We start from the raw sequence: 12,196 nt of genomic DNA on the forward strand, positions 1-12,196 counted from the left end.
TCGACCCGCGACAGGAGTTAACCCATGAAAGCATTGCTCGATCTGTTCAAGCAAGTCACGCCGGAGGAGGAGTTCGACGCGATCACCATCAGCCTGGCATCGCCCGAAAAAATCCGCAGCTGGTCGTATGGTGAAGTGAAAAAGCCGGAAACCATCAACTACCGGACCTTCAAGCCGGAGCGCGATGGTTTGTTCTGCGCCAAGATCTTCGGCCCCGTCAAGGATTATGAGTGCCTGTGTGGAAAATACAAGCGGCTCAAGCATCGTGGTGTGATCTGTGAAAAATGTGGTGTCGAGGTAACCCAGGCTAAAGTGCGCCGCGAACGTATGGGGCACATCGAACTGGCTTCACCAGTCGCCCATATCTGGTTCTTGAAGAGTCTGCCGAGCCGGCTCGGGATGGTGCTCGACATGACGCTGCGCGATATCGAGCGCGTTCTCTACTTCGAGGCTTACGTGGTCGTCGACCCAGGCATGACGCCCCTCACCCGCGGGCAATTGCTGAGTGAGGACGACTACTTGGCCAAGGTCGAGGAATATGGCGACGAATTTACTGCCATGATGGGTGCCGAAGGCGTGCGTGAATTGCTGCGCACCCTCGATCTGGCCCACGAAATAGAAACCTTGCGCCGCGAGCTGGAGGCGACCGAGTCCGAAGCGAAAATCAAGAAATTCGCCAAGCGCCTGAAAATCCTCGAAGCTTTCCAGCAGTCCGGCATCAAACCGGAATGGATGATCCTCGACGTGCTGCCCGTCCTGCCGCCGGATTTGCGGCCATTGGTCCCGCTGGACGGTGGACGTTTCGCGACCTCGGATCTCAATGACCTGTATCGTCGTGTCATCAATCGTAACAACCGCCTGAAGCGTCTGCTTGAATTGAAGGCGCCGGACATCATCGTGCGCAATGAAAAGCGCATGCTGCAAGAGGCTGTCGATTCACTGCTCGACAATGGCCGCCGGGGTAAGGCAATGACCGGCGCCAACAAACGTCCGCTCAAATCGTTAGCCGATATGATCAAAGGTAAAGGCGGCCGCTTCCGCCAAAACCTTCTGGGTAAGCGTGTGGACTATTCCGGACGCTCGGTGATCGTGGTCGGCCCACAGCTCAAGCTGCACCAGTGCGGGCTACCGAAAAAGATGGCGCTCGAACTTTTCAAACCTTTCATTTTCGAAAGGCTCGAAAAGATGGGTATCGCCAGCACGATCAAGGCTGCCAAAAAAGAAGTCGAAAACGAAACTCCGGTCGTTTGGGATATTCTCGAAGAGGTCATCCGTGAGCATCCCGTTCTACTCAACCGTGCACCGACACTGCACCGGTTGGGCATTCAGGCATTCGAACCGGTGCTGATCGAAGGTAAGGCGATCCAGCTTCATCCGCTGGTATGTACTGCTTTCAACGCCGACTTCGACGGCGACCAAATGGCTGTCCACGTTCCTCTATCGCTCGAGGCGCAGGTGGAAGCGCGCGTACTGATGCTGTCCTCGAACAATATTCTGTCGCCTGCCAACGGGGCACCGATCATCGTGCCTTCACAGGATGTGGTGCTCGGTCTCTATTATGCGACGCGGGAGAATGCTGCAGCGCGTGGAACGGGAATGAGTTTTGCCGACATCGCTGAAGTGTCTAGGGCAGTAGATCTGCGTCAGGTCGATCTGCATGCACGCATCTCGGTCCGTATTCGTGAGTATGAGCGTAATGGTGACGCTTGGATCGAGAAATTGACGCGCTATTCGACAACCGCTGGACGAGCGCTGCTTTCGGAGATTCTTCCCAAAGGTCTGCCATTCAGGATTATTGACAAGCCGCTCAAGAAAAAAGAAATCTCCAAGCTCATCGATGAGAGTTTCCGGCGTTGCGGACTGAAAGAAACCGTGATTTTTGCGGATAAATTGATGCAGACGGGTTTTCGCCTTGCTACTCGCGGAGGCATTTCCATCTCCATTGATGACATGCTGGTCCCGCCTCAGAAGCAGAGCATCATCGAGGCTGCCGAGGCCGAGGTCAAGGAAATCGAGAAGCAGTACACCTCTGGTCTCGTCACGGTGGGCGAACGTTACAACAAGGTAGTGGACATCTGGGGACGAGCTGGCGATCAAGTCGCAAAAGCGATGATGGATCAGCTCCAGCAAGAAAGAGTCGTGGATCCAAGCGGGAAAGAGGTCATCCAGGATTCTTTCAACTCGATCTATATGATGGCCGATTCCGGCGCACGGGGCTCTGCAGCTCAGATTCGCCAGCTGGCCGGTATGCGTGGACTGATGGCCAAGCCGGATGGTTCGATCATTGAGACACCGATCACGACGAACTTCCGGGAAGGACTTAACGTTCTCCAGTACTTCATCTCTACTCACGGTGCGCGTAAGGGTCTTGCCGATACAGCCTTGAAGACGGCGAATTCCGGTTACCTGACACGCCGCTTGGTGGATGTGACGCAAGATCTTGTCGTCACCGAAGAGGATTGCGGAACGACGAATGGTTTCGCGATGAAGGCGCTCGTCGAAGGGGGTGAAGTAGTCGAACCGCTACGCGAGCGGATACTCGGTCGTGTCGCGGCGGTGGATGTGATCAATCCGGAAAACCAGGAAGTGCTGTTTGCCGCCGGAACTCTGCTTGATGAAGATGCCGTGGATACCATCGAGCAGTTGGGGATCGACGAGGTCACGGTGCGCACGCCCCTGACTTGCGAAACACGCTATGGATTGTGCGCCAAATGCTATGGACGTGACCTCGGTCGCGGCTCCCTGGTGAATGTGGGTGAGGCTGTAGGCGTGATCGCGGCTCAGTCGATCGGCGAGCCGGGAACCCAGTTGACGATGCGTACCTTCCACGTCGGTGGTGCGGCATCCCGGGCTGCAGCGCAAAGCCAGATCGAAGCGAAGAGCGCGGGTACTGTGCGTTTCTCGGCGACGATGCGTTATGTGACCAATCCGAAGGGAGAGAAAATCGTCATTGCGCGCTCTGCGGAGGTTATGATCATCGATGGCAATGGCCGTGAGCGCGAGCGGCACAAAGTGCCCTACGGCGCCATATTGCTGGCAGAGGATGGCGCACAGGTCAAGGCCGGTACCCAACTGGCGACATGGGATCCTCACACCCGACCGATCGTCACCGAATATGCCGGTACGGTGCGCTTCGAGAACGTCGAAAAGGGTGTTACCGTTGCAGAGCAGATGGATGAGGTCACTGGCCTGTCAACGCTCGTCGTTATCGATCCGAAGCGTGGTGGCAAGACGCAAGCCAAGGGGCTGCGCCCGCAAGTCAAGCTGCTCGATGAAAACGGCCAGGAAATCAAAATCCATGGCACCGATCACTCTGTCGTCATTACCTTTCAGATCGGCTCGATCATTACCGTCAAGGACGGCCAAGCAGTGAGTGTCGGCGATGTTCTGGCGAGGATTCCCCAGGAGTCCGTCAAAACACGCGATATCACGGGCGGCCTGCCGCGTGTGGCCGAGCTGTTTGAAGCTCGCTCTCCCAAGGACGCCGGCATGCTGGCTGAAGTGACTGGCACGGTATCCTTCGGCAAGGACACCAAGGGTAAACAGCGCTTGGTGATCACGGAATTGGATGGTACGACGCATGAATATCTGATCCCGAAAGACAGACACGTCATGGCGCATGACGGCCAGGTGGTCAATAAAGGCGAGGTAATCGTCGATGGCCCGGTCGATCCTCACGACATCCTGCGCCTCAAGGGCGTTGAGGAGTTGGCCCGCTACATTATCGATGAAGTTCAGGACGTATACCGTTTGCAGGGTGTCAAGATCAACGACAAGCACATCGAGGTCATCGTGCGCCAGATGTTGCGACGCGTTGTGATCACCGAGCCCGGGGATTCGCGCTTCCTCCGTGAGGAACAGGTGGAGCGTTCAGAAGTTCTCGAAGAGAATGACAAGCTCATTGCTGTCGGCAAGAAACCTGCCGAATTCCAGCATATGCTGTTGGGTATCACGAAGGCCAGTTTGTCGACCGATTCGTTCATTTCCGCCGCATCCTTCCAGGAAACCACCCGTGTATTGACCGAAGCGGCCATCATGGGCAAGCGGGATGAGCTGCGTGGGCTGAAAGAGAACGTGATCGTCGGTCGCCTCATCCCGGCGGGAACCGGTCTGGCATATCACCGTACTCGCCGCATGCAGAGTGCTGCGAACACAGTAGAGGAGACAGAGCGGCAAAGGATTGTTGCAGGAGCAGAAAAGCTGTCGGGATCGCTTGCCGATATCGGCGGACAGTTGACGTCGTGAAAGGGTCCTAATACAATCCCGCCTCTTTTTAGAATTGGCTCCGCTGGGTAGAGCAGCCAATTTGGCCGAATCATGAATCAGGAACGATAGTTATGCCGACAATTAATCAGCTTGTGCGCAAGCCGCGGCAAGCAGAAAAGACGAAAAGCAAGGTGCCTGCCCTGGGTGGCTGTCCGGCCAAGAGGGGTGTATGTACCCGGGTCTATACGACGACGCCGAAAAAGCCAAATTCGGCACTTCGCAAGGTGGCAAAGGTGCGCCTGACGAACGGATTTGAGGTGATTTCCTACATCGGTGGAGAGGGTCATAACCTTCAGGAGCACTCGGTCGTTTTGATACGCGGCGGCCGTGTCAAGGATCTCCCTGGCGTGCGTTATCACATCGTGCGTGGTAGTTTGGATACCCAGGGGGTCAAAGATAGGAAGCAGGCTCGCTCGAAGTATGGTGCCAAGCGGCCGAAAAAAGCCTAATCAGGCAATTCGCTAGAAAGGTTCTAACATGCCTCGTCGTAGAGAAGTACCCAAGCGCGACATTCTGCCCGATCCGAAGTTTGGCAATGTCGAGGTTTCTAAGTTCGTGAATGTCATCATGACGAGCGGCAAGAAGTCTGTTGCCGAAAGAATTGTATATGGTGCATTCGGCGTGATTTCGCAGAAAAGCGGCAAGGATCCGATCGAGGTGTTCGTCGCGGCAGTCAACAACGTCAAGCCGGTCGTCGAGGTCAAGAGCCGGCGTGTGGGTGGTGCAAACTATCAAGTTCCGGTCGAAGTCAGGCCCTCGCGTCGTCTCGCGCTCTCGATGCGTTGGATTCGTGAAGCGGCACGCAAACGCAGTGAAAAATCTATGGACCTTCGTCTCGCCAGTGAGTTGATGGAAGCGGCTGAAGGGCGTGGCGCGGCAATGAAAAAGCGCGAAGAAGTCCATCGTATGGCAGAGGCGAACAAGGCATTCTCGCACTTCCGTTTTTAATCGTATGGCTGGTTGGATTTCCTGCTCTGGTGCGGGAAATCCAACCATTGGACATTTTGCGTCGGAGGATTGCCGTACAGGCAGCAGATCCGGCTGCAGGTTGAGAAAGATAGGTAAATCAAGTGGCCCGCAAGACACCCATTGAGCGCTATCGCAATATCGGTATTTCCGCGCACATCGATGCTGGGAAAACGACTACTACTGAACGCATTTTGTTCTATACCGGCGTCAATCACAAGATTGGTGAAGTGCATGATGGTGCGGCGACGATGGACTGGATGGAACAGGAGCAGGAGCGCGGGATTACCATCACATCCGCCGCGACCACTTGTTTCTGGAAGGGGATGGCCTCGAATTTTCCGGAGCATCGCATCAATATCATCGATACCCCGGGTCACGTCGACTTCACCATTGAGGTCGAGCGTTCGATGCGCGTGCTCGATGGCGCTTGCATGGTTTATTGCGCTGTCGGTGGTGTTCAGCCGCAGTCAGAAACCGTGTGGCGGCAGGCCAATAAGTATGGCGTGCCTCGTCTTGCCTTCGTAAACAAAATGGATCGCACTGGCGCCAATTTCTTTCGGGTTTATGAGCAGATGCGTGAGCGTCTCAAGGCAAACCCTGTGCCGATTCAGGTGCCGATCGGTGCCGAGGAGAAATTCGAGGGTGTCGTTGATCTCGTCAAGATGAAGGCTATCGTCTGGGATGAGGCCTCTTTGGGTACCAAGTTCTCCTACGGCGAGATTCCTGCGGATCTGCTCGAAACCTGTAAGGCATGGCGGGAAAAGATGCTAGAAGCTGCGGCTGAAGCATCGGAAGAGCTGATGAACAAGTACCTCGAAGAAGGTGACCTGCCTGAAGAGGATATCAAGAAAGCGTTGCGTCAGCGCACCATTGCGGGTGAAATCGTGCCAATGCTGTGCGGTTCGGCCTTCAAGAATAAAGGCGTGCAAGCCATGCTGGATGCGGTCGTCGAATATTTGCCCGCACCGACCGACATTCCTCCAGTTCGAGGAATTTTGGAGGATGGTTCCGAAGGCGAGCGCAAAGCATCAGATGATGAGCCCTTCGCTGCTCTAGCCTTCAAGATCATGACTGACCCTTTCGTGGGCCAGCTTACTTTCTTCCGTGTTTATTCGGGCGTGATCAACTCCGGCGATACGGTTTATAACCCGGTGAAGGGGCGCAAGGAGCGGATTGGCCGTATTTTGCAAATGCACGCCAATCAGCGCGAAGAGATCAAAGAGGTCCGTGCAGGTGACATTGCTGCGGCCGTAGGCTTGAAAGAGGCAACAACTGGTGAGACGTTGTGCGCCGTCGATAAAGTGATCACATTGGAGCGCATGGAGTTTCCAGAGCCCGTCATCCACATTGCAGTTGAACCGAAGACGAAGGCAGACCAGGAAAAAATGGGTATTGCATTGAGCCGCCTTGCTCAAGAGGATCCTTCGTTCCGTGTTCGCACCGATGAAGAATCCGGCCAGACGATCATTTCCGGAATGGGTGAACTGCATCTCGAAATCATTGTCGATCGCATGCGGCGTGAGTTCAATGTCGAGGCCAACGTCGGAGCGCCTCAGGTTGCTTACCGTGAAGCGGTGCGTAAGGCTGTCGAGCAAGAAGGCAAATTCGTCAAACAGTCGGGCGGGCGCGGTCAGTATGGCCATGTCTGGATCAAGCTCGAACCCAATGAGCCGGGCAAGGGGTACGAGTTCATTGACGCCATCAAAGGCGGGGTGGTTCCCCGTGAATACATTCCTGCTGTCGATAAGGGAATTCAGGAGACTCTTCCCAATGGTGTCTTGGCAGGCTTCCCGGTCGTTGATGTGAAGGTTACCTTGTTCGATGGTTCCTACCACGACGTCGATTCGAACGAAAATGCCTTTAAGATGGCTGCATCAATGGCCTTCAAAGACGCCATGCGCAAGGCCAATCCGGTGTTGCTCGAGCCGATGATGTCCGTTGAGGTTGAGACTCCTGAAGAGTATATGGGCAACGTAATGGGGGATCTTTCCGGGCGGCGCGGCATGGTGCAGGGAATGGAAGATCTGCCCGGAGGTATCAAGATCATCAAGGCAGAGGTGCCGCTGGCGGAAATGTTCGGTTATTCGACTCAACTGCGTTCTCTGACCCAAGGGCGTGCTACTTATACAATGGAATTCAAGCATTACAGCGAGGCTCCGAAAAACGTCGCCGAAGCGATCATCAACAAAAAATAAACCTGTTCTTTAAAGGAAGAAATCATGGCAAAAGGCAAATTTGAGCGTACGAAGCCGCACGTGAATGTAGGGACGATTGGGCACGTGGATCATGGCAAGACCACGTTGACGGCGGCGATCACGACGATATTGGCGTCGAAGTTTGGTGGTGAGGCGAAGAAGTATGATGAGATTGATGCGGCGCCGGAAGAGAAGGCGCGGGGCATCACCATCAACACGGCGCATGTGGAATACGAGACGGCGAACCGTCACTATGCGCACGTGGATTGTCCGGGCCATGCGGACTACGTGAAGAACATGATCACGGGTGCGGCGCAGATGGACGGGGCGATCCTGGTTGTATCGGCGGCGGACGGGCCGATGCCGCAGACCCGCGAGCACATTCTGCTGGCGCGTCAAGTGGGCGTGCCGTACATCATCGTCTTCATGAACAAGTGCGACATGGTCGATGACCCCGAGCTGCTCGAGCTGGTCGAAATGGAAGTGCGCGAACTGCTCAGCAAGTACGACTTTCCGGGCGACGAGATCCCGATCATCAAGGGCTCGGCGCTGAAAGCGATGGAAGGCGACAAGGGCGAGCTGGGCGAGCAGGCGATTCTCAAGCTGGCGGAAGCGCTGGACAGCTACATTCCGACGCCGGAGCGCGCCATTGACAAACCCTTCCTGATGCCGATCGAAGACGTCTTCTCGATTTCGGGGCGTGGTACCGTCGTGACCGGTCGGGTCGAGCGGGGCGTCATCAAAGTGGGTGATGAAATCGAAATCGTCGGCATTCGTCCGACGCAGAAGACCACCTGTACCGGCGTGGAAATGTTCCGCAAGCTGCTCGACCAAGGTCAGGCGGGCGACAACGTGGGCGTGCTGCTGCGTGGCACCAAGCGGGAAGAAGTCGAGCGCGGACAAGTGCTGGCCAAACCGGGCTCGATCACGCCGCACACGCACTTCACGGCGGAAGTGTATGTGCTGTCGAAGGATGAAGGCGGTCGGCACACGCCGTTCTTCAACGGCTATCGTCCGCAGTTTTACTTCCGCACCACGGACGTGACGGGGGCGGTGGAACTGCCGGCGGGCGTTGAGATGGTGATGCCTGGGGACAACGTGCAGATGACGGTGAAGCTGATTGCGCCGATCGCGATGGAAGAAGGTCTGCGCTTCGCGATCCGCGAGGGCGGCCGCACCGTCGGCGCCGGCGTCGTCGCAAAAATCATCGAGTAAGTATTGCCTTTTGAGCGAAAGGGCGGGATAATCCCGCCCTTCGTTTTGAGTCTTGAGAGACTTATTGTTCTTTAAGGATTGCTACATGCAAAACCAAAAAATTCGTATCCGCTTGAAGGCTTTTGATTATCGATTGATCGATCAGTCTGCGCTGGAAATCGTGGATACTGCCAAACGCACGGGAGCGGTAGTTCGTGGCCCTGTTCCCCTACCGACGCGGATCGAGCGCTTCAATATTTTGCGCTCTCCTCATGTCAATAAGACATCTCGTGACCAGTTCGAAATCCGTACGCATTTGCGCCTGATGGACATCATTGATCCGACGGACAAAACCGTCGATGCATTGATGAAACTGGATCTTCCGGCGGGTGTTGATGTGGAAATCAAGTTGCAATAAGTGGTGAAAATGGCCCTCAACGTTGGTTGGGGGCTGATGTCTCTTCGTTGGTGTTGCCCGGCCAATCGTAGTCGGATATAGGAGAATAAAATGAGCTTAGGCCTTGTCGGACGCAAGGTCGGTATGACGCGCATCTTTACAGAGGATGGCTCTACCGTTCCCGTGACGGTGCTCGACGTATCGAGCAATCGGATCGCACAGATCAAGAAGCCAGAATCTGACGGCTACTCGGCCGTTCAGATCGCGTTTGGCAAGCGTAGGGCTTCCCGTGTCAAGAAGCCGGCGATCGGTCACTTTGCCAAAGCAGGTATTGAGGCTGCGGCATCGCTAACAGAATTTCACATCGATGCTGCGCAAGTGACCGAATTCAAGCTTGGCGAACCGGTAGACATTTCCATCTTTTCAGTTGGTCAGCGGGTTGATGTTTCCGGTGTTTCCATTGGCAAGGGATTCTCAGGTTCTATCAAGCGCCACAACTTCAGTTCGAACCGAGCGTCTCACGGCAACTCGGTCTCGCACAACTCTCCAGGTTCAATTTCCATGGCGCAGGATCCCGGCCGGGTTTTCCCTGGGAAGCGTATGGCTGGTCATTTGGGCAATGTTCGCAGAACCGTTCAGAATCTCGAGGTGGTTCGTGTCGATGCGAATCGTCAGCTGTTGATGCTCAAGGGTGCAGTCCCGGGGGCCCGGGGTAGCCAGGTAGTTGTTCGTCCCGCAATCAAGGCGCAAGCGTCTTCAAAGTAAGAGGTCCCCTATGGAACTTAAGGTCATTAACGAAGAGGGGCTAGCTGGCGCTACGATGAGCGCCTCGGACGGGCTTTTTGCTCGTGATTACAATGAGCCCTTGGTTCATCAGCTCGTCGTAGCTTATCAGGCCAATGCGCGCTCCGGCAATCGGGCTCAATTGAACCGCGCCGAGGTACGGCATAGCACCAAGAAACCATGGCGACAAAAAGGAACCGGTCGTGCCCGCGCGGGGATGACTTCTAGCCCGCTGTGGCGTGGTGGTGGCAGAATATTCCCGAATAGTCCGGAAGAAAACTTTACACAAAAAATCAATCGGAAAATGTATCGGGCCGGACTTGCCACGATCCTGTCGCAATTGGTGCGTGAGGATCGTCTGGCCGTCATCGATGAGTTTCAAGTGAGCGCTCCGAAGACAAAGTTGGTCGCTGAGAAGCTCAAAAAAATGGGTCTCGGTTCGGTGCTCCTTGTGACGGATGATCTCAACGAAAATCTGATGCTTGCCACTCGAAATCTGCCCAATGTGCTGGTATTGGAGCCCAGGCAGGCCGACCCGTTGTCGCTGATCCGTTTCCCGAAGGTCCTGATGACAAAGGGTGCGGTATCCAAACTTGAGGAGATGTTCGGATGAGCAAGCAAGCATTTAGCCAAGAGCGACTCATGCAGGTGTTATTGGTGCCTCAAATCTCAGAAAAGGCGACCATGCTCGCGGACAAAGCAAATCAAGTCGTTTTCATTGTTGCTCCCGATGCGACCAAGCCGGAAATCAAGGCTGCGGTCGAGATGTTATTCAGGGTCAAGGTTGATGCTGTTCAGGTGGCCAATGCCAAGGGGAAGGTAAAGCGCTTTGGACGGCTGTTGGGACGACGAAGCAATGTCCGGAAGGCTTTCGTCTCGCTTATGCCCGGTCAGGAAATCAATTTTGCGGAAGGAATTGCGTAATGGCCATCGTCAAAGTCAAGCCGACATCTGCTGGGCGACGGGCTCTCGTCAAAATTATCAACCCCGATCTTTACAAAGGTTCTTCTCATCCTGGCTTGACCGAGAAGAAGACGAGTAAGGCGGGGCGCAATAATCACGGCCATATTACGACACGCCATCAAGGGGGTGGCCACAAACAGCATTACCGAATCATCGATTTCAAACGCAATAAGGATGGAGTCGTTGCGAAGGTGGAGCGTTTGGAATACGACCCTAATCGCTCAGCAAATATCGCATTGCTTTGTTATGCAGATGGCGAAAGGCGCTACATCATCGCTCCGAGAGGGTTATCGGTTGGCCAAGAGGTGGTGAGTGGTCCGGAGGCCCCGATCAAGCCTGGAAATGCTCTGCCGATTCGCAATATCCCTGTTGGCAGCACGATACACTGTATCGAACTGATGCCCGGGAAGGGCGCGCAGATGGCGCGTGCTGCGGGTTCCTCGGTCCAGTTGTTGGCCAGAGAGGGGGCCTATGCGCAAATTCGTTTGCGTTCCGGTGAGATCCGGCGCGTCCATATCGATTGCCGTGCCACCATTGGCGAAGTTGGCAATGAGGAGCACAACTTGCGCAAACTCGGGAAGGCCGGTGCCAGTCGGTGGCGCGGTATTCGCCCGACCGTACGGGGTGTTGCCATGAACCCGATCGATCATCCTCATGGTGGTGGCGAAGGGAGAACAGGCGAAGGGCGCGTTCCGGTTAGCCCTTGGGGGCAACCTACGAAGGGCTATCGAACCCGTAGCAACAAGCGCACGGACAACATGATTGTCCAGCGCCGTTACAAGCGATAAGAGGTGTAAATAAATGGCACGTTCTATTAAAAAAGGCCCTTTCGTCGATGATCACCTGCTCAAGAAGGTTGATGCCGCCCGCGCTTCGAATGACAAGCGGCCGATCAAGACTTGGTCACGGCGCTCGACGATCCTGCCTGAATTTATCGGACTAACAATCGCTGTACATAACGGTAAGCAGCATATTCCGGTTTATGTTTCTGAAAATATGATCGGGCATAAGCTGGGCGAGTTTGCCGTTACCCGCACTTTCAAAGGGCATGCGGCTGGTAAGAAAGCGGCCAAGAAGTAAGGGAATTCGACAATGGAAACTAATGCGGTATTACGAGGGGTGCGGCTATCCGCACAAAAGGGGCGGCTCGTTGCCGATCTCGTGCGCGGAAAAACCGTCGAGCATGCGCTGAACATTCTTGCCTATACGCCGAAAAAGGGTGCGGTCATTGTCAAAAAGGTGCTCGAATCTGCCATCGCCAACGCCGAACACAACGATGGAGCTGATATCGATGCATTGAGGGTGACTCGCATCCACGTCGAGCAAGGGCCGGTATTGAAGCGTTTTACTGCACGTGCCAAGGGGCGTGGGAATCGGATCAGCAAACAGACTTGTCACATTTATGTGACAGTGGGAGACTAAGGAACGC

General features: G+C 55.1%; 12 protein-coding genes. All 12 read left to right on the top strand.

Annotated elements, in window-relative coordinates; genetic code table 11:
- Window positions 1–24 precede the first annotated feature (24 nt).
- On the top strand, window positions 25–4,245 hold the full coding sequence (gene rpoC / locus M52SOB_RS02805) for a DNA-directed RNA polymerase subunit beta' (protein ID WP_131110476.1): 4,221 nt from the start codon (window positions 25–27) through the stop codon (window positions 4,243–4,245).
- Window positions 4,246–4,337: 92 nt separating this feature from the next.
- The gene (rpsL, locus tag M52SOB_RS02810; protein ID WP_126444101.1) at window positions 4,338–4,715 is read left to right on the top strand and encodes a 30S ribosomal protein S12; all 378 of its coding nucleotides are present in this window, start codon (window positions 4,338–4,340) and stop codon (window positions 4,713–4,715) included.
- A 28-nt stretch (window positions 4,716–4,743) separates the two neighbouring features.
- Window positions 4,744–5,214: a 30S ribosomal protein S7 gene (gene rpsG, locus M52SOB_RS02815; RefSeq protein WP_131110477.1), complete on the top strand. Its 471-nt coding sequence runs from the start codon at window positions 4,744–4,746 to the stop codon at window positions 5,212–5,214.
- A gap of 122 nt (window positions 5,215–5,336) precedes the next feature.
- A complete protein-coding gene (fusA, locus tag M52SOB_RS02820; protein ID WP_131110478.1) occupies window positions 5,337–7,430 on the top strand; it encodes an elongation factor G in 2,094 nt (697 codons plus the stop codon).
- 24 nt (window positions 7,431–7,454) lie between these two features.
- Complete coding sequence (gene tuf / locus M52SOB_RS02825) at window positions 7,455–8,645, top strand: elongation factor Tu (protein ID WP_131110469.1); 1,191 nt, start codon at window positions 7,455–7,457, stop codon at window positions 8,643–8,645.
- Between the two features lie 85 nt (window positions 8,646–8,730).
- Entirely contained in the window at window positions 8,731–9,042 is a 312-nt protein-coding gene (rpsJ, locus tag M52SOB_RS02830) for a 30S ribosomal protein S10 (RefSeq protein WP_126444104.1), read from the top strand.
- Window positions 9,043–9,132: 90 nt separating this feature from the next.
- Window positions 9,133–9,786, top strand: a complete 654-nt coding sequence (gene rplC, locus M52SOB_RS02835) for a 50S ribosomal protein L3 (protein WP_131110479.1) — start codon at window positions 9,133–9,135, stop codon at window positions 9,784–9,786.
- Between the two features lie 10 nt (window positions 9,787–9,796).
- Window positions 9,797–10,417: a 50S ribosomal protein L4 gene (gene rplD / locus M52SOB_RS02840; protein ID WP_131110480.1), complete on the top strand. Its 621-nt coding sequence runs from the start codon at window positions 9,797–9,799 to the stop codon at window positions 10,415–10,417.
- Window positions 10,414–10,728, top strand: coding sequence for a 50S ribosomal protein L23 (gene rplW, locus M52SOB_RS02845; protein ID WP_131110481.1), 315 nt, complete (start codon window positions 10,414–10,416; stop codon window positions 10,726–10,728). Before rplD ends, rplW begins: the two co-directional genes overlap by 4 nt.
- A complete protein-coding gene (gene rplB, locus M52SOB_RS02850) occupies window positions 10,728–11,555 on the top strand; it encodes a 50S ribosomal protein L2 (RefSeq protein WP_131110482.1) in 828 nt (275 codons plus the stop codon). Before rplW ends, rplB begins: the two co-directional genes overlap by 1 nt.
- A gap of 13 nt (window positions 11,556–11,568) precedes the next feature.
- Window positions 11,569–11,847 carry a 30S ribosomal protein S19 gene (gene rpsS / locus M52SOB_RS02855; RefSeq protein ID WP_131110483.1) on the top strand — a complete coding sequence of 93 codons (279 nt, stop codon included), beginning with the start codon at window positions 11,569–11,571 and terminating at the stop codon, window positions 11,845–11,847.
- Between the two features lie 12 nt (window positions 11,848–11,859).
- Window positions 11,860–12,189, top strand: a complete 330-nt coding sequence (gene rplV / locus M52SOB_RS02860; RefSeq protein ID WP_131110484.1) for a 50S ribosomal protein L22 — start codon at window positions 11,860–11,862, stop codon at window positions 12,187–12,189.
- Window positions 12,190–12,196 lie beyond the last annotated feature (7 nt).

This window comes from Sulfuricystis thermophila (assembly GCF_004323595.1).
Lineage (GTDB): Bacteria > Pseudomonadota > Gammaproteobacteria > Burkholderiales > Rhodocyclaceae > Sulfuricystis > Sulfuricystis thermophila.

What these genes read in the sequence shown, in the direction of transcription:
- rpoC (WP_131110476.1), top strand. Translation starts at nt 25, where the DNA reads ATGAAAGCATTGCTCGATCTGTTCAAGCAAGTCACGCCGGAGGAGGAG.
- rpsL (WP_126444101.1), top strand. Translation starts at nt 4,338, where the DNA reads ATGCCGACAATTAATCAGCTTGTGCGCAAGCCGCGGCAAGCAGAAAAG.
- rpsG (WP_131110477.1), top strand. Translation starts at nt 4,744, where the DNA reads ATGCCTCGTCGTAGAGAAGTACCCAAGCGCGACATTCTGCCCGATCCG.
- tuf (WP_131110469.1), top strand. Translation starts at nt 7,455, where the DNA reads ATGGCAAAAGGCAAATTTGAGCGTACGAAGCCGCACGTGAATGTAGGG.
- rpsJ (WP_126444104.1), top strand. Translation starts at nt 8,731, where the DNA reads ATGCAAAACCAAAAAATTCGTATCCGCTTGAAGGCTTTTGATTATCGA.
- rplC (WP_131110479.1), top strand. Translation starts at nt 9,133, where the DNA reads ATGAGCTTAGGCCTTGTCGGACGCAAGGTCGGTATGACGCGCATCTTT.
- rplD (WP_131110480.1), top strand. Translation starts at nt 9,797, where the DNA reads ATGGAACTTAAGGTCATTAACGAAGAGGGGCTAGCTGGCGCTACGATG.
- rplW (WP_131110481.1), top strand. Translation starts at nt 10,414, where the DNA reads ATGAGCAAGCAAGCATTTAGCCAAGAGCGACTCATGCAGGTGTTATTG.
- rplB (WP_131110482.1), top strand. Translation starts at nt 10,728, where the DNA reads ATGGCCATCGTCAAAGTCAAGCCGACATCTGCTGGGCGACGGGCTCTC.
- rpsS (WP_131110483.1), top strand. Translation starts at nt 11,569, where the DNA reads ATGGCACGTTCTATTAAAAAAGGCCCTTTCGTCGATGATCACCTGCTC.
- rplV (WP_131110484.1), top strand. Translation starts at nt 11,860, where the DNA reads ATGGAAACTAATGCGGTATTACGAGGGGTGCGGCTATCCGCACAAAAG.